Source organism: Labilibaculum sp., from assembly GCF_041595635.1.
Classification (GTDB): domain Bacteria; phylum Bacteroidota; class Bacteroidia; order Bacteroidales; family Marinifilaceae; genus Labilibaculum.
On sequence record NZ_JBFHJW010000016.1, the window covers coordinates 44,826 to 70,508 of the forward strand.

Consider the following 25,683-nt stretch of genomic DNA (forward strand, 5'->3'; position numbering starts at 1 on the left):
TAACTCTATAATCAATAATTATGCCAGGTTTTTATTGGAGCACATCGCTTAACAGTTTTTCCAATGAGTACTCATCCGAAATAAGAACTTGTCTTGCTTTACTTCCTTCAAATGGACCTACAATTCCTGCAGCTTCTAATTGGTCGATAATTCTTCCCGCTCTATTGTAACCAATCGAAAATCGTCTCTGTATTCCAGAGGTAGAGCCTTGTTGCGATGAGACAACTAATTTAGCGGCTTCCTCGAAGAGAGCATCTCTTTTTTGCAAATCGATATCTGTTGAGGTGTTTTCCGATGACTCTCCTGTGTATTCAGGTAAAAATAGGGCTGAAGGATAGGATTGCTGTTTTTGAATGAATTCGGTAACAGCTTCAACTTCGGGCGTGTCTACGAATGCACATTGCACCCTTACTAGTTCGCTGGTTAGGGATATAAGCATGTCTCCACGACCAATTAACTGGTTTGCACCCGGACTATCCAAAATAGTTCTGGAGTCAATCATTGAGGCCACCTTAAAAGCGATTCTAGCTGGGAAATTGGCCTTAATTACGCCCGTAATAATATTGGTTGACGGACGCTGTGTGGCAATAATCATATGAATTCCAATGGCACGAGCTAATTGAGCAATACGCGCAATTGGCGTTTCTACCTCTTTGCCGGCAGTCATAATTAAATCAGCAAATTCATCAATAATCACAACAATATAAGGAAGGTAACGATGGCCGTTTTCGGGATTTAAATTTCGTTTTACAAACTTGGTATTGTATTCTTTTATATTTCGTGCATGTGCTTTTTTTAGTAAATCATATCTGGAATCCATTTCAATACACAAAGAATTTAAGGTGGCAATTACCTTGTGGATATCCGTAATGATTGGTTCTTCTTCATCGGGTAGTTTGGCTAAGAAATGTTTTTCGATGGTAGAGTAGATGCTTAATTCTACCTTTTTAGGATCAATAAGAACAAATTTTAGCTGCGATGGATGTTTTTTGTATAGTAAGGATGTGATTATTGCATTCAACCCAACCGATTTACCTTGTCCGGTTGCCCCAGCCACCAAAAGGTGTGGCATTTTGGTCAAGTCGAGAGTATAAGTTTCGTTCGAGATTGTTTTGCCAAGAGCAACGGGAAGTGCATGTTTCGATTCCTGGAATTTTTTGGATGAAATAATGTTTTTCATCGATACAATTTCTGGGGCCCGATTAGGAACTTCGATACCTATGGTGCCTTTTCCTGGAATTGGAGCGATAATTCGGATTCCCAAAGCTGATAAGCTTAGGGCAATATCATCTTCCAAATTTTTAATTTTTGAAATACGTACGCCTGGAGCTGGTACAATTTCATACAAAGTAATTGTAGGGCCAATTGTTGCTTTTATTTGAGTGATCTCTATCTTATAATGGCGAAGGGTTTCTACAATTTTATTTTTATTTGACTCTAGTTCATCTTTGCTCACACTTGAATTGCTGGACTGATGAGCTTCTAATAAATTAATAGGAGGATATTTGTAATTGGAAAGATCGAGAGTAGGGTCAAAATCTTCCATGGGTGTATGCTTGATGTTTACAATTTCTTCTTGCTTACTTGCATTTTCAATTTTTAGTTCTAAGTCTTCTTTGGGTTTGTCGGCTTTTTTACTTTTTGTTTCAAGAATAATTTCTTCTTGAGGAGCAAATTCTGCCTCTATAGGTAATTCTGTTTTGTCAATTTCAAGTTCCTTTTCGAGAGATGGAGTATTTAGACTATCGTCCTTTTCAAATTCTTCTTCTTCTTTTGTGTTGCATTCATTCACAGTATCAGAACTGTTTCCCTTATTGGAACTGACTTTTTCTTTTGACGCAAACATTCTCTTGAAAAAAGGAAGGAAGTTTTGAAAACCTATGGTAATTAAACTTAAAAAACTTAAGATAACGAGGAATAAAGTTCCGACATTTCCAATTAGTGATACCAACCATTCACTAATAAAATAGCCATGTATTCCACCTAAAAATAAAAAGGAGTGTGAGGTTGACTTTACAAATAAAAAGGACATTAATACAGAAAACCAAATGCAAAAAAACAAGGTGTAAATAATGGTTTTGCGGAGCGATTGTATTTTAACTCCCCATAATCGTAAAGATAAAACAACCATTAGGTAAAGAAAGGACAGGGAGGCAATTCCAAAGCCTTTGTTAATTACCAAATTGGAAATATAGGCTCCAGTTTTTCCCGTCCAGTTTTCAACTCTAATTTTTGAGTCGGTGATTAATTCGAGCCATTTTAGATCTAATTTGCTTTGATCTGCTCCGCCGGTAAAAAAGAAGGATGCAAATGCTAAGCCGATGTAGATCGTAAACAGTGAAAGAGCAATTCCTAATAGAAACTTAGTTCTGTCATCAGTAAAAAATTTGGGAGCCGAAAAGCGCGACTTAGCCTTGGAATTATTTGTTTTTTTTGTTTTAGCCATTGAATATTTTTTCAATTTTCACAAAATTCTATTGCTTTAGAATTTATGTAAAAGTAATAAAAATGGCATTTAAAAACCACAGGATTATGGCTCAGTAAAAAGATAAGTTTGAAAAGGCTTGATACTTAATTAAAATCGACGATGTATTTTTTTAATGTTTTTAAATCCGAAAACTTATATTCCTCTGGAATATCGAATTCCTCTTCCTTAACGGCATTTAGATTTACCGATTGTGCCGTGAATTTGGTTCTAACCTTATTCATGCTTGTTTCAAATTCCATAAGAACACCCGGAATTTGATACAAAGGAGTATTTCGATTGGGTGATTTTAGTCCAATTTCTAAAGTATAAAACACATTTATTTGTGTCTTATTTGCATCATTAAAATAGACCTTTGCCTGCTTGCATTTGTAGCCAGCTATTTGCTTTGTCGAATCAATGTATTCTATCTTATGAGGCGTTTTTTGATTGTAAACAAAAGCAATTTCATCTTTTGGGAATTCGTAACTTAGTTTGTTACTCAGGACTTTAAGTAAAATGTTGCTTTTTTCGTTTTCGTATTTTGAAATGAATTTGGTACTAAAAAAACCCAAATAGCCTTCCGAGATTAAACAGATGTTATCATCTTTAAAAAGTAATTCTACTTTATTTGGAAGAAGGGCAATGATTGGGTTCTCCTTTTCAGTTGAAAAATAACTAACAGAATAGGTAATTATCCCTTCATTAATTTTATTGTTGGGGTCTGATTTTGAATTGCAAGCCCAGAATGCAAATAAAATTAAAATTATAGATAAACCTTTCTTCATAAACGATGGATTTTGTTTGTGAGTTGATAACTGAAACTAATAGCGGCTTTATAAATGGCAAATTGAACTGGTTAAATGTAGGAAAACATTGGGAAATTTAAATACTAAATTCATACATCTTACATGAAGCTTATGCATCTTTTTATGAATGCCGCCTATTTGCCCTGTTATATTCCATTGCTCATGATACGAAGAATTAGTGTTCAGGTTCCGTAAATGATAAAAACTAAATGAAATAGTTGAATTTTTTTGTTGAAGATTGTTTTTGTACTACTTGATCATATCGCCTTTTTGAACTAAAAAGTAAACATAACTACAAATATTGATGTGTCAAGATGAGTGGATATTGTTTCAGTATTGATTGCTTTGAATTTCATGTATTTAGAGACTAGATTAGTGAACAGTAAAAATAGATAGTCTGTAAGTGGTTGAATAACAGATGATGGTTGAGTTTTAAAAAAAATGTTTTTTTGTTGTTTTGTGATTATTTTTTCTAGATTTGCAATGAGTGAAGAAAAACATAAATGCCAAAGTAATGGAGAATAAATTAGCAGTTGTCGCTTTAGGTGGAAATGCCTTGTTAAGAGGTTGTCAGAAAGGTACAGTAGCAGAACAGAATAAAAATACGATTGATACCCTAGAGAACCTCATCTTTCTGATACAAGAAGGATACGATATTATTATTGCTCATGGCAATGGTCCTCAGGTAGGTAACATCTTAATGAGGAATGATGCAGGTGAACAACTTTATAATATTCCACAAATGCCTTTGGATATTGATGTTGCTGATTCGCAAGGCGGAATTGGCTATATGATTGAACGCAATTTGCGCAATGTTTTAAAAAAGCACGGCATAGAAAAAGACGTTGTCACTCTGGTAAGTCAAGTTGTTGTTGATCGAAATGATGTCGCCTTTTTAAATCCGCTAAAGCGTGTAGGTAAAATTTACACCAAAGAAGAGGCTGATAAATTAAACATAGACAAAGGTTGGATTTTTAAAGAGGAAGTGAAAACAGAAGGTGGTTGGAGACGTGTTGTGCCCTCACCAAAACCAATTAGAGTTTTGAATGAAAAGGTAATTAATACATTGGCTCGTCAGGGAAATATTGTGATTACGGTTGGTGGTGGTGGAATCCCCGTTTCGGAAGATGAGAGTGGAAATCTTTGTCCGGTAGAAGCGGTGATCGATAAAGATCTTGCTTCGGCATTGATTGGTGCTCGTATTAAAGCAGATGAATTCTATATTCTTACGGATGTTCCTTTTGTTTATCGCGATTTTAAGGGGCCTAATGAGAAAAAACTTGAATTTTTAAATCACAAGGATACCATGAAATATTTGGAAGATGGTACCTTTGCCGAGGGATCGATGGCTCCAAAAATTCGTGCTTGTTTGAGTTTTATAGAAAATGGTGGAGGTAAATCTGTTATTACTGAAGCTACGAAACTAGTTGATAAATCTTATGGTACCAAGATTACAATGGAGTACGATGGGAATGATGTTGAGCATATTGGTTAAATAAAGATTATTACTATCAGATTATAATTACTTTTGTGATTGAAATTTTTAAAAATACATACCATGTCTTTTAATTTAAGAAACAGAAACTTTTTAAAGTTGTTGGATTTTACTCCAAAGGAAATACAATATTTGTTGGATCTTGCCAGAGATCTTAAAAGAGCGAAATATGCGGGGACTGAAGTGCAAACTATGAAAGGAAAGAATATTGCTTTAATATTCGAAAAATCGTCCACTCGTACTCGATGTTCATTTGAAACAGCCGCCTACGATCAAGGTGCACATGTTACCTATTTAGGTCCCTCCGGTTCCCAAATTGGTGTAAAAGAATCCATGGCCGATACAGCTCGTGTTTTAGGACGTATGTATGATGGAATTGAGTACCGTGGTTTTGGGCAAGCAATTGTTGAAGAGTTGGGAAAATTTGCAGGTGTTCCTGTTTGGAATGGGTTGACTGATGAATTTCATCCAACGCAAATCTTAGCTGACTTCTTAACCATGATGGAGCATTCAGATAAGCCTCTTAATCAGGTTGCCTTTGCTTATTTGGGCGATGCTCGCAATAATATGGCTAATTCCTTAATGGTTGGAGCCGCTAAGATGGGTATGGATGTAAGAATTGTAGGACCAAAAAACCTTCAGCCAGAAGAAGCTTTGGTTGCTGATTGCATGGAAATAGCAAAAGAAACAGGTGCTAAAATTACCATTACTGATGATGCTCAGGCTGGAGTTAAAGGTTGTGATTTCCTTTATACTGATGTATGGGTGTCGATGGGAGAACCTGATAAAGTATGGGAAGAAAGAATAGGAATTTTGAAGCCATATCAGGTAAATGCCGATTTAATGGCTGCTTCTGAAAACGATAATTGTAAATTTATGCATTGTTTGCCTGCCTATCACAACCGTGAGACTAAGGTTGGGGAAGATGTTTTTCAGAAATTTGGTATGGACGGTGTCGAAGTAACTGAAGAAGTTTTTGAGTCGTCTGCATCTATTGTATTCGATGAAGCTGAAAATAGATTGCATACAATTAAAGCGATAATGGTTGCCACTTTAGGAGCATAAGCCGATAATACTTATTAAAAAGGACGACTGATCAGTCGTCCTTTTTTTTTGTGCTTATGTTTTTAATAATTCAATTTTATACCATAAAAACAGGTTTTTTTAAATACTGCTAATTTTTAACATATGTTAAATTTTTGAGCTTGGGTAGTTGTTTTGTCGAGATTTTTCTTTTATTCAGTTCTCTTTTGAAATCGCAGCCACTGCAACCTCCGCCACAGCTCGATTTTTGTTTTGTAAATAGATTTATGAAATGATACATCGTATATCCAAAAGCGAAAAGAACAATTAAATAGGTTATAAGTAATTGAAAGCTCATAATTTTAAAGAATTAAATTTCCAGTTTGATAAACGACAAAGGATACTAACCAGGCCAGCCCTGTGGTATAACATACAACAAAAGTTGCCCATTTCCAATTTGCCTCTTTAATAATGGTTGCAATAACCGCTACACAGGGAAAGTAAATTAGTATGAAGATCAGAAAGGAAAGAGCCGATAAGCTGGAAAATACATTTTCTCCCGTTCGGTACGAGCCAGTAAATTTCTGATTTTTTAATTTTTCTCTTAGTCCTTCACTGTTTTCACTTGCACCTTCTCCCTCTTGATACAGAACACCCATAGTGCTTACAACAACTTCTTTGGCAGCAATACCTGTTAGTATACTCACAGTCATTTTCCAATCGAAACCCAGAGGATGCATTACTGGTGCAACAAATTGACCAATTTGCCCAATATATGATTTCTCCTGTTTTTCTTCAAGTTTTGAATTTTGGAGTTTTTGAAGCTCCATTTCCTTTTCGAGCAAAAGTTGTTTTGTTTTGCTGTTCTGAGCTAACGACTCGATTTGTCTGTCGTATTTTTGGGATGTCTGACTAATCATTTGATCGTAATCTTGAGAGAAATCAACTTCTCTTGGAAAATATCCCAGAGCCCAAATAAGAATGGAAGCCATAAGGATTACACCTCCCATTTTTTTAAGGTATTGAAAGCCTTTGTTCCACATGTGAATTAAAGTGGATTTAAGTGTTGGTAGGCGATAGGGAGGTAGTTCCATAACAAATGGAGCCTCTTTTGATTTAAAAAAGCTCGATTTGAATATCTTAGCAAATACAATGGCTAGAAAAATGCCTAAAGTGTAAATCCCAAATAGGACAAAACTGGCATGTTCAGGGAAAAATGTGCCAATAATTAAAATGTAAATAGGAAGTCTGGCACTGCACGACATGAAGGGAGTGATCAGCATGGTGAGTATTCTGTCGTTTTTGTTTTCAAGTGTACGAGTAGCCATTAAAGCTGGTACGTTACAGCCAAATCCCATTATTAATGGAATAAATGATTTTCCATGTAAACCAATTTTATGCATTAACTTATCCATAATAAAGGCGGCTCGAGCCATATATCCGGTATCTTCCATAAACGAAATAAAGAAGAACAGAATTAGAATATTAGGTAGAAAAACAATAACTCCTCCAACACCACCAATAATTCCATCTACAAGTAAATCTTTTAGAGGCCCTTCAGACATAAACTGTTCAATAAAGCCTGCAATAGCATTAACGCCCATGTCTATCCACTGCATAGGGTATTCACCTAAATTAAAAGTGGCGTAGAACGTTAAGAACATGAACACGAAAAAAATTGGAAAACTGAATAGTTTGTGTGTGATAAATGTGTCGATTATCGTTGTTTTTCGTCTTCTTTTAATAGGGCTTTCCCTGTAAGTTTCTTTTAGTGCGCCATCAATAAATCCATATTTTGAATCGGTAATTACAGTTTCGCAAACTTCACCAAATTCATTTTCTATTTTTTGAATTTCTTCTTTAACCTGATTTTTTATGCTGATGTGTTGTTCGCTTTCCTGAATTGAATAGCGAGCACTTTTGTCCCCTTCTAATAGCTTAATGGCAAGAAACCTAGGTGATGCATTTGTGCAAATCTTAGGGTCCTTCTTTATTTTTTCCTGTATTTTATAAATCGATTTTTCAACTGATTTGCCGTAGTTCACATGTATGTGACGAACGATAGGATCTTTGTCTTCGTAAACATCGATTACTTTATTGAATAATTTTTTGATGCCAAATCCCTTCGGACTTATGGTAGGAATAATTGGAATGCCAAGCATTTTAGCCAATGCTTTAAATTTTAGAACGGCACCTTTTTGTTCCAACTCATCGTACATGTTAAGGGCAATAATAACCTTAATATCCATGTCGATTAATTGGGTTGTGAGGTAAAGGTTTCTTTCTAAGTTAGAGGCATCTACAACATTAATTACCACATCTGGTTTTTCATTAATGATGTATTTGCGAACAAATAATTCTTCGGGTGAATAAGCAGTTAGCGAGTAGGTTCCTGGAAGATCGGTGATGTTAAACTGATAACCATTTTGTTTTACTTTTGCTTGTTTTGCATCTACAGTTACCCCGCTGTAATTACCAACATGTTCTTTCGATCCAGAGGCATAATTAAACAGGGTTGTTTTTCCGGCATTGGGATTTCCAACCAAGGCTACTTGTATGTTTTTTCCTTTTGTTTTGGCTGATGTTTTAAGAATATCATCGTTTATGGTGCCTTCAAAATCAGTTATTTTAAGATTTTTTGCCTCTTCTTTGGTGATGATTTCTATTAGGCTAGCCTCACTTCTTCGCAAAGAAACTTCGTAGCCCATTATTTGATATTCAACAGGATCTTTTAGTGGTGCATTTTTAATTACAGTAACCTTTTTTCCCTTCACAAAGCCCATTTCGGTAATTCTTTTCCGGAATGCACCATGTCCCTGAACTTTTGTTATAATTCCTTCTTGACTATCACTTAACTCGGAAAGCTTCATTCGTATCTATTAATAATGACGCACTTTGCGTTTGCTTATTGTAACTTAGCAATGATCTAATTTTACCTTTCTATTATAAGTGCCAAACCTATAGTAAAAATAGGTGATTCACAATCCCTATAAGTAGGTATTTTTTTTGTTCTATATGTTTTTAGGTTCACTATAGAATATACGCAAAAGTAAGTGTTTTGGGGGAAAGTGAGTGTTTGCATTCCTCTTTTTTACTGATATTATTCGAAATGGAGTAAAAAAAAAGCTGTTCATTTGAACAGCTTTATGATTTTGTAGATGGTTTTATTCGGTTAGATCTTCGAACTCAATGCTTGTATAAGGTTTTGAATCAACTCCTTCTAGTGTATTTTCTTGTTCGTGAAACTCTGAATTTTCAAATTCATTTTCATTCATTCCCTTTTCTAAATTAGTTGATTTTATAAAATCAATCGCCTCTAAAAGTCCATCTGAAAATTTTTCAAAATCTTCCTTGTACAGAAATACTTTATGTTTTTCGAAAGAAAAATTTCCTTCTTTGTCGTAACGTTTTTTACTTTCGGTAATCGTTAGATAATAGTCGTTTTTCTTTGTTGCTTTAACATCAAAAAAATAAGTCCGTTTCCCTGCTCTAACCGCGTTTGAAAAAATTTCATCGTGATTATGTTTTTCAAATCCTTCTTTTTTTTCGTAGCCTTCCATTTGAAATAATTTATTATTATTTTGATTTTGTATTTTCAAAAATAAAAAAATATACCTATTCTTTTGTATAAATAAGTATTTTATTGAGAAATATAGGGTTATTTAAAATGAGTATGCAAACCTTTCCAATAAATTAAGGATTGGGGAAAGCTTTTGTTTTATATGTAAAGTCGTTTGTGTTGGTTGTTTAAATATTTTGTTTTAATTAAGTATTTTCCTTGTTGGCAAGCAAAAAAAGCCTATTTTTGCAGCCGAATTAATATAATTTACAAGTTCTTTAAACGTATGATTAGTAGAAGATTGCTTCGTGTTAAGGTGTTACAGGTATTGTATGCCTATTATAAAAATCAAGATCGCACAATAGCCAATGCTGAGAAAGAATTATTCTTTAGTGTTGGGAAAGCTTACGATTTGTACCATTACTTACTTCTACTTATTGTGGATGTTGCTCTTGTTTCAGAACGAAAAATAGAGAAGTCAAGAGAAAAAATTATTCCATCACATCAGGATTTAAACCCCAATACTCGATTTATCGATAATGCTGTAATCAAGCAGCTTGAAGAAAATATTCAGCTAAAAGCGTATGCCAGTTCAAATACGATTAATTGGACTGATCAGGAAGATTACGTGCGTATTCTACATGATAAATTGATGAATTCTGATCTTTATCGTGAATATATGAATGCTGAAACCTGCACCTATTCTGACGATAAGAAATTTGTTGAAAAGTTCTATACTCACATTATTGCTGCCGATGAAGATTTTTATGGCGTGATGGAAGAGAAAAGTATCTATTGGAATGACGAGGTTGAATTCATTATTAGTATGGTAGTGAAAACAATAAAAGGTTTTTCTAAAGATGATGATGTTTACGCTTCATTATTGTCGCTTTACAAGGATAAAGATGATGAGCTTTATGTGAAAACGCTATTCCGCAAAGCCATTATAAATCACCCTGAACATCTTGAGCTGATTAAGAAGAATACAAAAAATTGGGATTTGGAGCGAATTGCTTACATGGATATTCTGATTATGGAATTGGCTCTTACCGAGATTAAGGAGTTTGAGAGTGTTCCTGTAAAAGTAAGTTTTAATGAATATCTCGAAATTGCAAAATTCTATAGTACTGGAAATAGTAGCAATTTTATCAACGGAATTCTAGATAAAATGGTTCAAGAATTAAAAGAAAAGGGCGGCATTAAAAAAGTAGGTCGAGGCCTTATTGATGGAAAATAGGATATTTAGATATTTATATAAAATGCGCTTATCCTTGGGTAATGCGCATTTTTTATTTTCTTGAAGAAGCCCAATATACTTACGTTAAAATTGATTACTTTCGACAACCAAATAGAATAGAGAATGAAGAATAGAATCGTTCATGTTAAAATCATTTGGAATATTTATAAGTTTGTGTTTTTTACTATTTTGTTGGGTTTAATTGTGCAATGCACCTCAAATAAAAGTACGAAACAAAATCAGCAAGCAACTCGGGAAAAAGTTGCAAAGGAAATTATTCCAACGAAAGGTTTTCCTAAGTTTGAGTTTAGTGAAGAAATACATAAATTTGGGGAAATTACCGAAGGTGAAATTGTTGTTTGTGATTTCTTTTTTAAGAATGTAGGATCGAAGGATCTTGTGATTAATAATATTGAAACCAGTTGTGGTTGTACGGCTGTACAATGGGAGAAAAAACCTATTAGAGTGGGAGAGGAATCGCATTTAACTGTCGAGTTTAATTCAAAAGGAAGATATGGAATTCAATACAAAGTAATTACCATATTCAGCAACACTTTAACGGGAAGCAAAGAGTTGGTAATTACCGCTCAGGTTAATTAGAATAATTAGTATTTATATAATAATTTGGCCGTAGGCCTTAAAACTAAGGATTGAAATGGATAATTTATTGAACATCTTATTGATGACGCAACCTCAAGAGGGGCAAAACCCTATTATGCAATTTGTGCCGCTAATTCTTATCGTAGTGGTATTTTACTTTTTCATGATTCGCCCGCAAATGAAAAAACAAAAGGAATTGAAAAAGTTTCGTGATGAATTGAAAAAAGGTGATAAAGTTGTTACCACAGGTGGTATTTATGGAAAAGTTCTTGACATCCAGGAAACTGTAATTATCATGGAAGTGGAAGGACAAAATAGATTGAAAATTGATAAAGCAGCAGTTGTTAAAGATATGAGCGATGTTGCTCAAAAATAATAATTTCGACTGTGCTCTTCTGGGCACAGTCTTCTTTTAAACATTCCTGACATTGGATAGGATAGATCTTAAAAAGGTAAAAGAGGTATTTAGTACCGAAAAAATTGCTTCGAATAAAAAACTGCTTGTATATGTTTTTTTTGTTGGAATTGCTACAGTGTTTTGGTTCTTGAATGCTTTAGGAAAGGAGTATACAACTACGGTAAACTATCCGGTGAGTTATATTAATTTGCCCGAAAATAAAGTTCTTACCAACGAGTTGCCCGAACAATTGTCCTTAAAAGTAAATGCCTTTGGTTTTGATTTAATTCGTTACAAGCTTAGCACTGCTTTTCTTTCCAATCCATTCGATGTGCGATTTTATACGGGTAACCGAATGGAAAATAGCAATGTCCGTTTCTATTCTCTCGCTACTTCGCAGATTTTAGGTCGATTTGAGAATGATTTGTCTTCCAGTATTCAATTATTGGCTATTTCTCCGGATACTATCTTATTTGAGTTTTCCCCTATAATTGAGAAAAAAGTGCCAGTTCACTCTCATGTTACAACTACTTTTGAACAGCAATACATGCTGGATGGTAACATTCACATGAACATTGATAGTATTATAGTGAAAGGACCAAGCTCAAAACTCGATAGTGTTACCTCAGTAGAGACTGATGAACTTGTTTTAACAGAGCTAAAGAAAACGACCCACAAGAATGTAGCAATCAAAAAAATAGATGGCATTGAATTTTCGCAACCCAAAGTTGAAATTATTGTGCCTGTGGAACAGTTTACAGAAGAGAAAATGACTGTTCCTATCCAGGTTAGTCATCTTCCAGATTCGCTTTTGCTACGCCTTTTTCCAGGCAATGTAAACCTTCTTTACTTTGTTGGTTTTAAAAAGCACGATCAGGTTTCTGCCGATTTGTTTGATATAGAGGTCGATTACAATGATATTTCAGACGGAGGTAGTAATAAATTAGCTCTGAAATTAATTCGCCAGCCAGGGTTTGTATCAAATGTTCGTTTTCATCCACAGGAAGTGACCTACTTGATCGAAAAAAAGAAATCATTTAAATAAACGACTTCCTTTGATACCGAGGAAGATAAATTAAGGTCGAAAATGTTGAAAATTGGCTTGACAGGTGGAATTGGTTCTGGTAAATCGATTGTTGCAAAGGCTTTTGGAATAATAGGAGTTCCTGTTTATGTGTCCGATGTTGAGGCCAAACGACTGATGAATTCCGATCCAGAAGTTCGTAGATTGCTTATTTCTCGATTTGGGAGTGAAATTTATGATGCTCATTCGAATTTGAAACGAAAATTACTTGCTGAGATTGTATTCAACGATCGCAACTCGTTACTCGATATTAATGCCATTGTTCATCCTGCTGTACGTTCCGATTTTAATAAATGGTGCGAGCAATTTGCTCATCTTCCTTATGTAATTCAAGAATCTGCTATTCTTTTCGATTCTGATCTTTATAGATCATTTGATCAGGTAATTACGGTATCGGCCGACCAGGAGCTAAGAATACAGCGCGTGCTTGCTCGAGATGCCAGCACGCGAGAGCAGATAATCGGTAGAATGCGAAACCAACTTCCAGAATCGGTAAGAATCGAAAAGGCAAATTTTGTGATCTACAATAATACAGATCTGCTCTTTCCCCAAATTAATCTGATCGATAAGAAGATCAAAGCTCTAGCCAAAAGATAGATCCTAATCATGTTAAACTTTGTTAATAGAGTCGCTTTTTTAGATGAGTGATTTCTAAATCGATGATCTTTTATTTTCTTTGTTCTCGAATAAAAGGATTGTAATATAATTTATACCATAGAATGGGAAAATACGGAAGATGGATTGCGGGAGGATTAGGTTGGGCTTTTTTAGGGCCAATTGGTGGTGTATTAGGATTTATGCTGGGTTCTGCAATTGATACAGTTGAAATTGACAAAAGAGGTAGAGGAGGATCGACCAGACAAGGTGATTTTTTGGTGAGTTTGCTGATTTTGGTTGCTGCTGTTATGAAAGCAGATGGCAAGGTGTTGAAGGTTGAACTTGATTATGTCAAAGGATATTTAGTGAAGAGTTTTGGGGTGGGAAGAGCCAGTGAGGCTATTACCATTCTTCGCGATATTTTAAAGCAAACTATTTCTGTTGAGGACGTGTGTGTGCAAATTCAACACAACCTCGATTATTCGTCTCGTTTGCAATTAATGCATTTCCTTTTTGGTATAGCTCAAGCCGATGGTAGTGTTTCTAGTCTGGAATTAAGCATTATCGATAAAATATCATACTATTTGGAAATTCAGTCGGCCGATTACAATTCCATTAAATCAATGTTTGTTCAGTCAACCGAATCAAGTTATAAAATTCTTGGCCTAACTAAAGATGCTTCGGATGATGAAGTGAAAAAAGCTTATCGAAAAATGGCGGTTAAATATCATCCTGATAAAGTGAGTTATCTGGGAGAAGATGTTCAGGAGGCTGCAAAGGAGAAGTTTCAAAAATTAAGCGAAGCTTTTGAAAAAATAAAAAAGGAAAGAAGTCTGGTCTAATCTGGATTAATTCTACGATAAATTGTTGCAAATTTGTTTTTTTAACTACAATTGAATTATAAATTTGTGCTTCCAAATATAAAATTGAAAATATGTTGAAAGGAATATTAGCCATATCAGGACATGCGGGCCTTTTTAAAATGGTTTCTAATGCAAAGAATGCCTTAATTGTGGAATCTTTGATCGATAAAAAGCGCATGGCGGCATATGCTTCATCGAAAATTAGTTCTTTAGAGGATATCGCCATCTTTACAGAAGAGGGAGATGTGCAATTGGCAGAGGTTTTTAAAAATATTAAGGAAAAAGAAAAAGGAGAAAAAGCGATTAGTCACAAAGCTTCTGGGAATGAGTTGAAAGCTTATATGTCGGAGGTATTACCTAATTATGACGAGGATCGTGTTTATGTTTCCGATATGAAAAAAGTTTTTCAGTGGTATAATATTCTACAGGAGAATAATCTTTTAGATCTAGAGGAAAGTAAAGAAGAAAAGAAAGAGGAAGAATAAGCCTCAAAATAAGTAAGGAAAGCCGTCTGTTAAGATGGCTTTTTTTTTGTGTTAAACGAAAATAATGGTGTTATAGGTAGTCGTTCGATAGGGTGTTATGAGCTGTTTGATTTACTAATGATCAATGTAAGACATAGAAAAAGAGGCCGAAGCCTCTTTTTATTCTCCATCGAAAATGATATTGTAGCTTTCCCAGAATTTTTTATCATATGGTATGTTTTCATAGTAAGCTCTTTTAGCTATAACTTCCGGATTTGTTGTGTTTATTTTAGTGATTAGCATTTCGGTATTAATATCCACATTTGTAATTTCTTGAGTCTTTTTATCTTCTATTTCATGATGTCGTTTATAGCTTACATAGCTCAAATAATACCTTCCTGAATGTTCCTTATAGGTAACACTAAAATCGTACTCAATTCGAATAGGTTTCCATTTTTGTCGTTCCTCGTTCACGTAAAAACTTCTTCCTTGCGATGAATAATTGCTTGCTACCACGTGTGTTTCGTTTTTAATTACGGCAAAATCTTTAATTTTAATGTAAATTTTTCCCGAATATTCTTTGGCGTAGTAATCACCTGTATTGCTTAGTATAGGTCGTTTGCTTTTATAGCTAATTACCCAAATTGAATCATTTTCATATTCACTAATCTGTTCCAATTTCAGATCGTAAAAGTCTAGATGATTTTTGTTGAGAATATTGCCTCGTCCCCGCACAATGTCCATTTCTAATAATTCATCCAAATAGGTAGAGCCATCGGCAAGAGAGCTAGTTTCAAAGTTTTTTCGGACTTGTAAAAATTTATAGCCACGTTCTTTAAAAACGTCGTAAGCATCGGCTCGCTGATAGCCTTTTTCGTCGTAGATGCGAATAGCAGCTTCACGCAAGCGATTTAGTTCGCTGTTCTCGAATTTTTCAGATCGATAGTACACATCGTAATTAAAAGGCGTTTGCAGGTAATTATGGGGAATTCGTTCAATTGCAGTTCTGATTCTCTTTTTTAAAACCAATGATTCTGCCGTGACTTCCACTTCTGCAATGCTGTAGTTTTTAGCCGTAAGTGTAATTCGTAAGGTATCTTCCTGTATGCAATCTCTTATCTTATTTGTGAAGCTAGAAAATCCTACGGCGGAAACTTGTATTGTTTTATCAATTAAATTGCCAGGAATTTTCAATTCAAAAACGCCATCTATATTTGATGCTGCGCCAATAAAAGAACCCACTACTCCAATGTTGGCAAATGGAATGGCTTCCTTATTGTGATCGCTTGTTAGTTTTCCTACAATCCGAATTAATTTTATGTTTTCATTGGAAGGCTTGTTTTCCTGTGCTTTAATCGAAAAACTTATCGCAATAGATGCGAGTAATAGAATAATATATTTTTGCATAATTTGGTGCATTTTTAGAATGATTAAAAGTAAAAACTGCTGCAATCAATCAATTTCCTTGCCATAAAAATAGAATTTCTTCTTCCATTCTATATCAATGTAAATTAATTGCACACTACAAAGATATGTTTATGATAGGCATAGGAAAGAAAATGAAAGGCTTTTCATGATAAAAAATGTTAATTTTTAATTGTTGGGTTTATTTTTTGTTGAATTAAAAATATCTTCGTTTACTTTATATGCTTAAATATAATCATACCTAACTGGTATCGTAAATTCTTTAAAAATAGTGATCCTATGAAAAAACAAATTATTATACTGTCAATGCTTCCTTTTTTTCTGATATCCTGTGTCGTTTCTAAGAAAAAATATGAAGAATTGGAATATGCAAAACGCAGAAGTGATGCTAAAGTTATTGCCCTTGATAAAGAGAATTTAAAGAAAGGGAAGGACATTGCCGAATTGAACTCGCAATTGGATCTAACACTAGCTGAATACAACGAAATGAAAAATAGCATGTCGGAAAGCAATGCCAAAAAAAATACTGAAATAGATGATTTGAGTACTGAATTGATGGGACTTGCCTCGGATACAACAGAGCTTAAAGTTCGCTTGATGGAAACCTTAGATAAGTACAATTCGGCTTTAAATGTGAATGATGAAAATAATGCTAAAATCTCTGCTTTGTTAAACCAGATTGAAGATTTAAGAACAGAATCAGGCAATTTGAGTCGGGAACTGAACACAGCGAATACAGAAGTTGAATGGCAGAAAAAGAAGATCACTACCGAACTTCAAAAAAATCAGGATGTAATTTCTGTGAAGGATAAGCAGATTGAAAACTTAAAAGCTGAGATCGCCGAAAAAGATGGTAAGTTGGGCTGGTTAAGAAAGATAAAAGACGAGAATGAGGCTGAAATTGAAAAGTTAACGAACCAGGTGAAATTATATAAGAAAGAGTACGAAAAAGCAATTTCGAAATAAAGCTAAGAAAGAGAATAGGTTATGAGTGAGATGTGGAACAAGCGCTACGCCGAAACAAAATACATTTATGGCGAGAATGTAAATGTTTTTTTTAAACAGCAATTAGATCAACTTACACCAGGATATTTGCTATTGCCAGGTGAAGGAGAAGGGCGTAATGCCACTTATGCCGCGAAAAGTTGGAAGGTTGATGCATTTGATTACAGCAAACAAGCGGTAGAAAATTCAAAGGCCTTTTTTTCTGCACGCGGAGTGGAGGTAAATATGTATGAGGCCAGTATTCTCGATCATCCTTTGCAAACTGCTAAATATGACGCCATTGGTCTTTTGTTTCTGCACCTTAATCAAGAACAACGAGCGGTGGCACATTCTTTTATGATTGATGCATTAAAACCAGGTGGTATTATTTTAATGGAGGTGTTTTCGAAAAAGCAAATTACGCGAACTACTGGAGGTCCAAAAAATGCCGATTGGCTTTATGATGTGAATGATATTCGTAGGGATTTTTCGGAATTGGATTTTTTACATTTAGAAGAGGTGGAGACGAATCTTTCGGAAGGACCTTTGCACAACGGTAAAGCTATGGTTATTCGTTTCGTTGGAAGAAAAAGAATACCCAAATGTTTTGATTAAGTAATTGTGAATATTTAGCTTTGCACACATGTATGTTCTATTAATTTTACTTGTAGTTTTTGCTGTAATAGCAATGCTAAGCACTTATTTCGGGCAGCGTTTGAAATCCAAAGGCACTGATGAATTGACTAGCAAGAGTGCACCTGAGCCAGTAGAAGAGTGTTGCGGTGCTCATGAGGTCTGTGAAACAGATTTGCTGCTTAAAATGTCCGAGGAAATCATTTACTACGAAGATGAAGAACTTGATGTTTATAAGAATTTTGAGGAAAACGATTTTAACGACGATCAGATTGATGAGTTTAGAGAAGTTCTTTATAGTTTGAAAGAAAATGAAATAGAAGCTTGGCTTCATAGTTTAGAATTACGACACATTAAACTTCCTTCAATTATTAAATCGGAACTGGTCTTTATGTTGGTAAAGAATTAGTTAAAAAGATCTTAGGTATTCATGCATCTAGCTTTGAAAGTGTGTGAAAAATTTCTGTTCGTACTTTCATAATTTAGACAATCTCCAATTTATAAAGTTCCCATAAAAGTATAAAGCTTTAAAAAATAGCTAAGTTCGTTTTAAAATTTGTACCTTTGCGGCTCATAAATTTTATAGAATGAATTCATTTGAAAATCTTGGCCTTTCTGAGGCTATCCTAGGAGCAATCAAAGAGTTAGGCTTCGAAAATCCAACACCTATCCAAGAAAAAGCAATTCCTGTTTTACTGGAAGGAAGATCTGATTTTGTTGGTTTGGCTCAAACTGGAACTGGGAAAACGGCGGCTTATGGTTTACCTTTGCTCGAATTAATCGAACAAGACGAAAAATTACCACAAGCTTTGATTCTATCCCCTACAAGGGAATTGGGAATCCAAATTGCAGACGACTTAAGACTATTTTCTAAAAATATTTTGAATCTTAATGTTGTGAACGTTTATGGCGGCGCTAGCATTGACGATCAAATCCGAAAATTAAGGAGAGGAGCACATGTTATTGTTGCTACCCCTGGCCGTCTACTTGATATGATTAGACGTAAAGCAGTAAATCTATCTAAAATTGAATATCTAATTCTTGATGAAGCAGATGAAATGCTTAACATGGGATTTAAAGAAGATATTGATTCGATTCTTTCTGCTACTTCTGAGGATAAAATAACATGGTTGTTTTCTGCTACTATGCCTAATGAGGTTCGTAGAATTTCGAAAAACTACATGACCGATCCGGTTGAAGTTACTGTTGGAAAAGCAAATACTTCGAATGTGAATATTTCTCATCAATACTACTTGCTGAACAATCGTGATCGTTACAATGTTCTAAAAAGGGTGGTTGATTATTACCCAAATATATTCGGAATTGTTTTCTGTCGTACTCGAAAAGAAACACAGGAAGTGGCTGAGTTATTAATGAAAGACGGATATTCCGCTGACTCTTTACATGGTGACCTTTCTCAGGTTCAGCGTGATAAGGTGATGAGAAGTTTTAAGAATAGAACGCTTCAGATCCTAGTTGCAACTGATGTTGCTGCGCGTGGAATTGATGTTGATGATCTTACTCACGTAATTCATTACAATTTGCCTGATGAGTTAGAGTTTTATACTCACCGAAGTGGACGTACTGCAAGAGCTGGTCGCTCTGGAATTTCCATAGCCTTAATTACTCCTCGCGACGAAAGAAAAGTGAGAGATCTTTCTCGTAAATTAAAAGTAGAATTTACTCAGGTAAAAGTTCCTGTTGGCGAAGAGGTGTGTGAAAGACAATTGCTTCACTATATGAACCGTGTTAAGGAGGTAAATATTGAAGAGAATAATATCGAAACCTACTTTGAGTCGATTAATAATGAATTAAGCGAATTAAGCCGAGAAGAAATCATCAAAAAATTTGTATCTCTTGAGTTTAATCGTTTCATGGATTATTATAAAAATACTCCTGATTTGAATATGAAATCATCTACTCAAAAAAGGGCTCAGAAAGGAGGCGATAGCAACGAAGATAGAATGTTTATAAATGTTGGTATTAAAGATGGTATCGATGTTCCTCGTTTGTTAACTCTAATACATAAACAATGTGGAGTACGAGGTAAAAACATTGGTCGTGTTGATTTAAAAGGGGTATTTTCGTTCTTCGATGTAGAAAAAGAGTTTACCAATGATATTATAAAAGGTTTTGCAGGAGCCGTTGTAGGTGGCAGAAATATACGTATTGAAGTTTCTGGGGATCGACCAGTAGGCAGAGATCACCGAAAAGGAAGATCACGAAATAGTGATCGTGGTGGTTCTGATCGAAGTAGTCGAGGAGGATCTGATCGCGGAGGCAGTAAGAGAGAATCTTTTAAAGATCGTCGCAGAAAATCAAGTGATAGTCCAAGGTATTCCGAAAGAAAAAAGAGGGAAGCCTAAGCCCGGCCACAGAAAAACTACTATAAATAAGAAAAGCAGTAAGAAGTTGATTCATTCATCTTTTTACTGCTTTTTTAATGGAGATTTCTCAACCTGAATTAAACGAAAATGTAAGGGTGCTTGCTTTTGTACTAAAACTAATTTTTCAATCCTATATTTTGGTTTATCCTCATAAGCAGGTACTTTTTTAAAGCTCTTGGGTCAGCTTTTTTTTTACGAAAATTTTCATCTTAATTGACTATGTTATTTTGTAGTAAACAAGAATGCTAGGTTTATAAGATTGATAATCAGTTCTATCTATTCTTATTTTTTTTTATGCTAATTTTTAATTAATTTAAGTCTGAAAAACAAAATACTTGTTTTTTAGATAAATTTTCTAACCTAAAAATTATGCTATGCAAGGGAAATTCGCAAAAATTTGCTTTATCCTATTGGCAGTAATTCTGCTTTCGCCAATAGTAAATGCCCAAAATGCAGATAAAAAATGGGGTGTTGGAGTTTACTTTAATTTTAATGACTACAAAGGTGATATTGCTGATGACTTCTGGGATTTTGGGAATACTGAGCCCTATATTGGTTCCGTAACATTAGGACGTTACCTTAATTCTTCTTTCGATGCAGTTGTCCGCTTGAGTTATTTCAACATTGAGTCGGATGGAGCTATAGGAAACTTTGATGATTGGATGTTTAATTCCAATTTGAATTTTAAGTACAAGCTTAATAATGGTTATATTTTTAACGAAGATGCCATAATTTCACCCTTTTTAGTAGGTGGAGTAGGATATACTCACATGAAGGCTGAAGGAATGTCTTTTGAGCATTCTTTTGATAAAAAATACGATGATGTTAACTTATATTATGCTGCTGGTTTAAATATTCGAATTAGCAGTAGTCTGAGTTTGGCTCTTGAAACCGGAATTTATTATCCTCTGAATGATAATTACGATGGCTATAAAAACAAGACTACAGGATCAGAACTATATCATGATAAATTCATGCACAATACCATAGGTGTGGTTTATAGTTTTGGAAAATCCGATGATTCAGACGGCGATGGTGTCGGGGATAGAAAAGACGAATGTCCGAATACACCTTCTGGAGTAGCGGTTGATAAAAATGGTTGTCCTTTAGATTCAGATGGCGATGGTGTTGCTGATTATCTAGATGAATGCCCTATGCTTGCTGGAGATTCCATGTTGAATGGTTGTCCCGATACTGATGGTGACGGAGTTGCCGATAAAGATGACAAGTGTCCAGATGTGAAAGGTCTAGTTCGTTTTGCAGGTTGTCCCGATACTGATGGTGATGGTGTGCAGGATTCAGAAGATAAGTGTCCTAAGATAAAAGGTTTAGCCGAATTGAATGGTTGTCCTGATTCTGATGGTGATGGCGTTACAGATTTAGCTGATAAATGTCCTAATACAAAACCTGGTTACAAGGTTGACGCTATGGGATGTGCTTTTGATAATGATAAGGATGGAGTTGTAAACGAGGAAGATAAATGTCCGGATGTTGCAGGTCCAGCTAGTAATTACGGTTGTCCCGAAGTAAAAGCAGAAGTTAAAAAGGAACTTGAATTTGCTGCTAAAAATGTTCAGTTTGCGTCTGGAAAAGATGTGTTAACACCAAAATCCCGACAAATTTTAGATGAAGTAGTACAGATTTTAAATGATTATCCAGCTTACTCTTTAACTATTTCAGGTTATACTGATAGTCAAGGGAATGATGATATGAATCTTGCTTTATCAGAACAGAGAGCAAATGCAACTAAAAAGTTTTTAACAGATAAAGGAATTGCAGCCAAACGAATCTTAGCCAAAGGTTTTGGGGAAGCAAATCCAGTTGCAACAAATGCTACTGCTGCAGGAAGAGCATTAAATAGAAGAGTACAATTTGAATTAGTAATAAAATAGAATAGTTAAGTATGGATATGGATGTTATGTTAGGCAAATCTGACCAGGTATGGACAATGGCTATGTCTTATGCGCCTAAATTATTGTTAGCACTGCTTACTTTATTGATTGGTTTATGGATTATTAAAGTAGTTGTTAATGGTGCAGGAAAAGTTATGGATAAAAGGAATATGGATCCAACCTTAAAGCCTTTTGTTATAAATCTTTTCGGAATTTTATTGAAAGTAATGCTGGTTATTTCTGTTGTTGGAATGGTTGGCGTTGAAATGACTTCCTTTATTGCCATTTTAGGAGCCGCTGGTTTAGCTGTTGGTATGGCTTTATCGGGAACCTTACAGAATTTTGCTGGGGGAATAATGATTTTAATTTTTAAGCCATTTAAAGTAGGTGATGTATTAGAAGCACAGGGATACCTTGGAGTTGTTCAGGAAATACAGCTGTTTAATACAATTTTACTTTCTTTAGATAATAAAACCATCATTATTCCTAATGGTGGATTATCAACGGGTTCTATGGTGAATTACTCTACCCAACCAACGCGTAGAGTTGATATGACTTTTGGAATTGGCTATTCCGATGATATCGATAAAGCCAAAAAAATTCTTGATGATTTATTGTCTAAACATGAGTGTGTACTTAAAGATCCTGTTCATTTTATTGCTGTATCCGCATTAGCTGATAGTTCAGTTAATTTTACGGTAAGAGCATGGGTAAATGCTGCCGATTATTGGACTGTTTTCTTCTATATGCAGGAGACTGTGAAAAAAGAATTCGATAAAAATAACATCGGAATTCCTTTTCCACAACAAGATGTACATTTGTACAAGCATTAGGAAATTAACTGAATATTTTAAGGGAGGCTTAGCCTCCCTTTTTTTTGTGCGTAATTTTTTACTGATAAGTGTAAATAAATGCAAAATCAACTCGGAGATTTCTTATTTTTACTGGCTAAAATTAAAAAGAAATGATCCAGATGAAACTATCAAAAAAGAAAATAGGCATTGCTTTACTATTTATAGTGCTGTTTTTTTTCTTTCTTATGCTATCGTCAATAGTAAAATATTGGGTGAACAAGAATTCAGAAGAACTTATTGGTCGAAAAGTTGAAATTTCTGATCTACATTTTAATTATGCCAAATTCTCGGTAAAACTTGATGGGTTTAGGTTGTATGAATTGGATAAAAAAAATGATTTTATTTCTTGCAAAGAATTTTATATCAACCTAAATCCATGGAAACTATTTACAAGGGAGTATTCGGTAAGCGAAATTTACTTGAATGAATTGAATGTATCTCTTCATAAAACTGCAGAGGGGTATAATTTTAGCGATTTGATGGTAGAGGAAAATTCGCAAGCAGTTGATAGCACAAGTATAGAGGGAGAAAAGAAACTGCTTAAGTTTGCTTTTCAGAATATTCAATTGAAGAATGGAAACATCAGCTACTACGACGATGAGAATGAAAATGTAATTGATCTTAAAGATGTAAATGTTCATTTGCCTTTGATTGCCTGGAATAATGAGAGATCTGAAATGGGACTTAAATTTGCAATGGGCAAATCAGGAGAGGTATCCATAGATGCAGATATTGATCATTCTGTTGATCGTTATGCCGTTAATTTAGATGTGTCATCTATGGATGTTAGCCCTTTTGTTGTTTATTTGAAAGATTATATGACGATTTCGAAAATGAATGGTTTACTCAGTACAAAGCTGCATGTGAATGGGAGTTTAACTGATTTTATGGATGTGTTTGTAAAAGGAGATGCATCAGTAAAGCAATTTTCTATTTATGATTCTCAGGAAAATCTGTTTCTTGCAACAAAATCAGCTGATGTTGTTTTGGATTCTATAGATTTGGGTACTTCTCATTATCAAATTGGTCGAATAAATTTGGATTCAACATTTTTATATGCTGATTTATATGCTGAATCAAGTAATGTGGAGCAGATATTTCAACCATACCTAGATTCAGATACAATTGAAGATTCGACGGATACATTATTTTACAGCATTGATACAATTGTGTTCCAAAAAGGAGGTCTACGATTTACCGACCATACCTTAAATCGTAAATTTGTGTATGATTTAAGTCACATCAATGTCAATATTGGAACTATATATGCAGATGCACCTGCAATTCCCATAAATTATGAAATGATTTTAAATGGTGCAGGTCGATCTTCTGGTGAGCTTACATTTAGTCTTAAAGATTTGTATCAATTTAATATGAAGGGTAAGGTGGAAAAACTCGATTTAATGAGTTTTTCTCCTTACACAGAATTTTACATCGCCCGGCCTATTACGCAAGGTGATTTCGACTATACTGGAAGTATCAGCATGACTTCTAAATCTTTGACTAATCAAAATGATCTAAAAATATCTGAACTGGACTTTGGCGCGAAAACAAAAGATCCCAATACCATAAAGGCTCCTGTTCGTCTTGCATTATATTTACTAAAAGATCAAAACGATTTGATTCAATTTGAGCTGCCTGTTTCAGGTAACCCAAACGATCCGGAATTTAGGTTTGGTAAAATTGTTTGGAAAACCTTGCTGAATTTTTTAGTGAAAACTGCCAGTAAACCATTTGGTTTATTGGGGAATTTAGCTGGAACGAATCCGGAAAGTATTGAAAAAATACCATTTGATTTATTACAGGATAGTTTGGATGCAAACCAGATGGTAACTTTAGAAAAGATCGCTTCTATTTTAAAGAAGAAATCTGAACTTAAATTCTTATTCTCACAGGAGACTGACTTTTCAGAAGAGAAAGATTTACTTGCAGTTCAGGAATGTGCGCATCGTTTCGTTCTCTCTTCAGATAGTTTAGTGCCTAGTATTAAAAATGATCAACTGCTAAAATGGGCAAATGAGGATCTTGCTTTTAAAAATTATATTTTAAGTTTTGATCAATCAAGTGTTGATGAATCAATACAGGATAATTGTAAAGTAATAATTGGGGATCAAAATTTAACTAGTATGTTCGATATTTTGATTACTAAACGAAATAGCTCACTCGAAAATTATCTTTCCGATAGTCTTTTAATCGATAAAAAGGCATTTGAGGTGAAAACGGCTGACCTTCGAAACTTATCAATAGAACAACGTGCTCCAAAGTTCCGTGTAGAGGTATCATTGCAGTGATTGGTTAAAAACAATATTATACAGCCAAGTAGGTTGTAATCCTAGGTGTTTTTTTATATGTTTGTTAAATCATGAACGAAGAAATTAATTTATATTTTATAGCAAAGTGGAAGTCTCAATTTAAAAAGGGACTTCTCGAATATATTATTCTGTTATTATTGAGATCAAGGTCTTATTATGGGTACGAGCTGATAAGTGAAATGAATCAATTTACCTCGCTAGAAATTGCCGAAGGAACCATTTATCCTTTATTGAATCGATTAAAAAAGGAAAAATTGGTTACCTCGGAATGGGCTGAAATGGATACAGGTATCCCTCGAAAATATTACAAACTAACAGAAGAGGGAAAAGTCCATCTAATGGTGATGAGTGAATATGTTGATTCATTAAATCTTTCGATAGAAAGAATTAAGAAAAGTGTGTAACAAAGCTTGCAAATAATAAAGAGTAGGATGATGAAAAACTATATTTTATCCTTGGATCAAGGAACATCGGTATCAAAGGCGATAATAGTTAACAAGAGTGGTCAAATTGTTACTCAGGTTCAGAAAGAATATGAGCAATACTATCCCAAACCAGGTTGGATTGAGCAAGATGCAAAAGAAATTTGGTATTCTCAGGCTTC

General features: G+C 34.5%; 24 protein-coding genes. 18 read left to right on the plus strand and 6 right to left on the minus strand.

What is annotated here, in order from left to right; genetic code table 11:
- Nucleotides 1–31: 31 nt before the first annotated feature.
- On the minus strand, nt 32–2,446 hold the full coding sequence (locus ABYT26_RS06860) for a DNA translocase FtsK 4TM domain-containing protein (protein WP_372752219.1): 2,415 nt from the start codon (nt 2,444–2,446) through the stop codon (nt 32–34).
- Nucleotides 2,447–2,571: 125 nt separating this feature from the next.
- A complete protein-coding gene (locus ABYT26_RS06865) occupies nt 2,572–3,252 on the minus strand; it encodes a hypothetical protein (protein WP_372752221.1) in 681 nt (226 codons plus the stop codon).
- Between the two features lie 508 nt (nt 3,253–3,760).
- On the opposite strand from ABYT26_RS06865, the gene ABYT26_RS06870 reads away from it, so the two are divergent.
- Both ABYT26_RS06870 and argF read left to right on the plus strand, forming a co-directional pair.
- Complete coding sequence (locus tag ABYT26_RS06870) at nt 3,761–4,768, plus strand: carbamate kinase (RefSeq protein ID WP_372752223.1); 1,008 nt, start codon at nt 3,761–3,763, stop codon at nt 4,766–4,768.
- A gap of 63 nt (nt 4,769–4,831) precedes the next feature.
- A complete protein-coding gene (argF, locus tag ABYT26_RS06875) occupies nt 4,832–5,833 on the plus strand; it encodes an ornithine carbamoyltransferase (protein ID WP_372752225.1) in 1,002 nt (333 codons plus the stop codon).
- Between the two features lie 109 nt (nt 5,834–5,942).
- Here the strand turns inward: argF and ABYT26_RS06880 are convergent, their stop codons facing one another.
- From ABYT26_RS06880 to ABYT26_RS06890, 3 genes are all read right to left on the minus strand, one after another.
- Complete coding sequence (locus ABYT26_RS06880; RefSeq protein WP_372752227.1) at nt 5,943–6,149, minus strand: FeoB-associated Cys-rich membrane protein; 207 nt, start codon at nt 6,147–6,149, stop codon at nt 5,943–5,945.
- A gap of 4 nt (nt 6,150–6,153) precedes the next feature.
- Complete coding sequence (gene feoB, locus ABYT26_RS06885; RefSeq protein ID WP_372752229.1) at nt 6,154–8,661, minus strand: ferrous iron transport protein B; 2,508 nt, start codon at nt 8,659–8,661, stop codon at nt 6,154–6,156.
- Nucleotides 8,662–8,955: 294 nt separating this feature from the next.
- Entirely contained in the window at nt 8,956–9,351 is a 396-nt protein-coding gene (locus ABYT26_RS06890) for a DUF3276 family protein (protein WP_372752231.1), read from the minus strand.
- 285 nt (nt 9,352–9,636) lie between these two features.
- Here ABYT26_RS06890 and nusB point away from each other — a divergent pair, with 285 nt between their 5' ends.
- From nusB to ABYT26_RS06925, 7 genes are all read left to right on the plus strand, one after another.
- Nucleotides 9,637–10,587 (plus strand): transcription antitermination factor NusB, encoded by a 951-nt coding sequence (gene nusB / locus ABYT26_RS06895; RefSeq protein WP_372752233.1) that lies wholly within the window; start codon nt 9,637–9,639, stop codon nt 10,585–10,587.
- Nucleotides 10,588–10,710: 123 nt separating this feature from the next.
- Nucleotides 10,711–11,187, plus strand: a complete 477-nt coding sequence (locus ABYT26_RS06900; protein WP_372752235.1) for a DUF1573 domain-containing protein — start codon at nt 10,711–10,713, stop codon at nt 11,185–11,187.
- 55 nt (nt 11,188–11,242) lie between these two features.
- Nucleotides 11,243–11,563 (plus strand): preprotein translocase subunit YajC, encoded by a 321-nt coding sequence (yajC, locus tag ABYT26_RS06905; protein WP_372752237.1) that lies wholly within the window; start codon nt 11,243–11,245, stop codon nt 11,561–11,563.
- A 52-nt stretch (nt 11,564–11,615) separates the two neighbouring features.
- Nucleotides 11,616–12,629: a hypothetical protein gene (locus tag ABYT26_RS06910; RefSeq protein WP_372752239.1), complete on the plus strand. Its 1,014-nt coding sequence runs from the start codon at nt 11,616–11,618 to the stop codon at nt 12,627–12,629.
- Between the two features lie 42 nt (nt 12,630–12,671).
- Nucleotides 12,672–13,265: a dephospho-CoA kinase gene (coaE, locus tag ABYT26_RS06915; RefSeq protein WP_372752241.1), complete on the plus strand. Its 594-nt coding sequence runs from the start codon at nt 12,672–12,674 to the stop codon at nt 13,263–13,265.
- A gap of 122 nt (nt 13,266–13,387) precedes the next feature.
- Complete coding sequence (locus tag ABYT26_RS06920; RefSeq protein WP_372752243.1) at nt 13,388–14,107, plus strand: TerB family tellurite resistance protein; 720 nt, start codon at nt 13,388–13,390, stop codon at nt 14,105–14,107.
- A 92-nt stretch (nt 14,108–14,199) separates the two neighbouring features.
- A complete protein-coding gene (locus ABYT26_RS06925; RefSeq protein ID WP_372752245.1) occupies nt 14,200–14,613 on the plus strand; it encodes a DUF5606 domain-containing protein in 414 nt (137 codons plus the stop codon).
- A gap of 159 nt (nt 14,614–14,772) precedes the next feature.
- Here ABYT26_RS06925 and ABYT26_RS06930 read toward each other — a convergent pair whose 3' ends face one another.
- Nucleotides 14,773–15,999 carry a carboxypeptidase-like regulatory domain-containing protein gene (locus tag ABYT26_RS06930; protein ID WP_372752247.1) on the minus strand — a complete coding sequence of 409 codons (1,227 nt, stop codon included), beginning with the start codon at nt 15,997–15,999 and terminating at the stop codon, nt 14,773–14,775.
- 297 nt (nt 16,000–16,296) lie between these two features.
- Between ABYT26_RS06930 and ABYT26_RS06935 the strand changes: the two genes are divergently transcribed.
- The 9 genes from ABYT26_RS06935 to ABYT26_RS06975 form a co-directional block, all read left to right on the plus strand.
- Nucleotides 16,297–16,983, plus strand: coding sequence for a coiled-coil domain-containing protein (locus ABYT26_RS06935; RefSeq protein WP_372752249.1), 687 nt, complete (start codon nt 16,297–16,299; stop codon nt 16,981–16,983).
- Between the two features lie 21 nt (nt 16,984–17,004).
- The gene (locus ABYT26_RS06940; protein WP_372752251.1) at nt 17,005–17,616 is read left to right on the plus strand and encodes a class I SAM-dependent methyltransferase; all 612 of its coding nucleotides are present in this window, start codon (nt 17,005–17,007) and stop codon (nt 17,614–17,616) included.
- A gap of 28 nt (nt 17,617–17,644) precedes the next feature.
- Complete coding sequence (locus tag ABYT26_RS06945) at nt 17,645–18,043, plus strand: hypothetical protein (RefSeq protein ID WP_372752253.1); 399 nt, start codon at nt 17,645–17,647, stop codon at nt 18,041–18,043.
- Between the two features lie 178 nt (nt 18,044–18,221).
- Nucleotides 18,222–20,000, plus strand: coding sequence for a DEAD/DEAH box helicase (locus ABYT26_RS06950; RefSeq protein ID WP_372752255.1), 1,779 nt, complete (start codon nt 18,222–18,224; stop codon nt 19,998–20,000).
- Between the two features lie 395 nt (nt 20,001–20,395).
- A complete protein-coding gene (locus ABYT26_RS06955; protein WP_372752257.1) occupies nt 20,396–21,913 on the plus strand; it encodes an OmpA family protein in 1,518 nt (505 codons plus the stop codon).
- 11 nt (nt 21,914–21,924) lie between these two features.
- Nucleotides 21,925–22,746, plus strand: coding sequence for a mechanosensitive ion channel family protein (locus ABYT26_RS06960; protein ID WP_372752259.1), 822 nt, complete (start codon nt 21,925–21,927; stop codon nt 22,744–22,746).
- 140 nt (nt 22,747–22,886) lie between these two features.
- Nucleotides 22,887–25,058, plus strand: a complete 2,172-nt coding sequence (locus tag ABYT26_RS06965; RefSeq protein ID WP_372752261.1) for a DUF748 domain-containing protein — start codon at nt 22,887–22,889, stop codon at nt 25,056–25,058.
- 71 nt (nt 25,059–25,129) lie between these two features.
- Nucleotides 25,130–25,483 carry a PadR family transcriptional regulator gene (locus tag ABYT26_RS06970; protein WP_372752263.1) on the plus strand — a complete coding sequence of 118 codons (354 nt, stop codon included), beginning with the start codon at nt 25,130–25,132 and terminating at the stop codon, nt 25,481–25,483.
- 30 nt (nt 25,484–25,513) lie between these two features.
- The coding region (locus ABYT26_RS06975) for an FGGY family carbohydrate kinase (protein WP_372752265.1) at nt 25,514–25,683 on the plus strand (170 nt) is incomplete at its 3' end.

Excerpts from the sequence above, each read along its gene's own strand:
- ABYT26_RS06865 (WP_372752221.1), bottom strand. The coding sequence starts at position 3,252 with ATGAAGAAAGGTTTATCTATAATTTTAATTTTATTTGCATTCTGGGCT.
- ABYT26_RS06970 (WP_372752263.1), top strand. The coding sequence starts at position 25,130 with ATGAACGAAGAAATTAATTTATATTTTATAGCAAAGTGGAAGTCTCAA.
- ABYT26_RS06930 (WP_372752247.1), bottom strand. The coding sequence starts at position 15,999 with ATGCAAAAATATATTATTCTATTACTCGCATCTATTGCGATAAGTTTT.
- ABYT26_RS06860 (WP_372752219.1), bottom strand. The coding sequence starts at position 2,446 with ATGGCTAAAACAAAAAAAACAAATAATTCCAAGGCTAAGTCGCGCTTT.
- ABYT26_RS06940 (WP_372752251.1), top strand. The coding sequence starts at position 17,005 with ATGAGTGAGATGTGGAACAAGCGCTACGCCGAAACAAAATACATTTAT.
- argF (WP_372752225.1), top strand. The coding sequence starts at position 4,832 with ATGTCTTTTAATTTAAGAAACAGAAACTTTTTAAAGTTGTTGGATTTT.
- ABYT26_RS06880 (WP_372752227.1), bottom strand. The coding sequence starts at position 6,149 with ATGAGCTTTCAATTACTTATAACCTATTTAATTGTTCTTTTCGCTTTT.
- yajC (WP_372752237.1), top strand. The coding sequence starts at position 11,243 with ATGGATAATTTATTGAACATCTTATTGATGACGCAACCTCAAGAGGGG.
- ABYT26_RS06965 (WP_372752261.1), top strand. The coding sequence starts at position 22,887 with ATGAAACTATCAAAAAAGAAAATAGGCATTGCTTTACTATTTATAGTG.
- ABYT26_RS06945 (WP_372752253.1), top strand. The coding sequence starts at position 17,645 with ATGTATGTTCTATTAATTTTACTTGTAGTTTTTGCTGTAATAGCAATG.
- ABYT26_RS06950 (WP_372752255.1), top strand. The coding sequence starts at position 18,222 with ATGAATTCATTTGAAAATCTTGGCCTTTCTGAGGCTATCCTAGGAGCA.
- ABYT26_RS06890 (WP_372752231.1), bottom strand. The coding sequence starts at position 9,351 with ATGGAAGGCTACGAAAAAAAAGAAGGATTTGAAAAACATAATCACGAT.
- nusB (WP_372752233.1), top strand. The coding sequence starts at position 9,637 with ATGATTAGTAGAAGATTGCTTCGTGTTAAGGTGTTACAGGTATTGTAT.
- ABYT26_RS06925 (WP_372752245.1), top strand. The coding sequence starts at position 14,200 with ATGTTGAAAGGAATATTAGCCATATCAGGACATGCGGGCCTTTTTAAA.
- ABYT26_RS06960 (WP_372752259.1), top strand. The coding sequence starts at position 21,925 with ATGGATATGGATGTTATGTTAGGCAAATCTGACCAGGTATGGACAATG.
- ABYT26_RS06920 (WP_372752243.1), top strand. The coding sequence starts at position 13,388 with ATGGGAAAATACGGAAGATGGATTGCGGGAGGATTAGGTTGGGCTTTT.
- feoB (WP_372752229.1), bottom strand. The coding sequence starts at position 8,661 with ATGAAGCTTTCCGAGTTAAGTGATAGTCAAGAAGGAATTATAACAAAA.
- ABYT26_RS06900 (WP_372752235.1), top strand. The coding sequence starts at position 10,711 with ATGAAGAATAGAATCGTTCATGTTAAAATCATTTGGAATATTTATAAG.
- coaE (WP_372752241.1), top strand. The coding sequence starts at position 12,672 with ATGTTGAAAATTGGCTTGACAGGTGGAATTGGTTCTGGTAAATCGATT.
- ABYT26_RS06955 (WP_372752257.1), top strand. The coding sequence starts at position 20,396 with ATGCAAGGGAAATTCGCAAAAATTTGCTTTATCCTATTGGCAGTAATT.
- ABYT26_RS06935 (WP_372752249.1), top strand. The coding sequence starts at position 16,297 with ATGAAAAAACAAATTATTATACTGTCAATGCTTCCTTTTTTTCTGATA.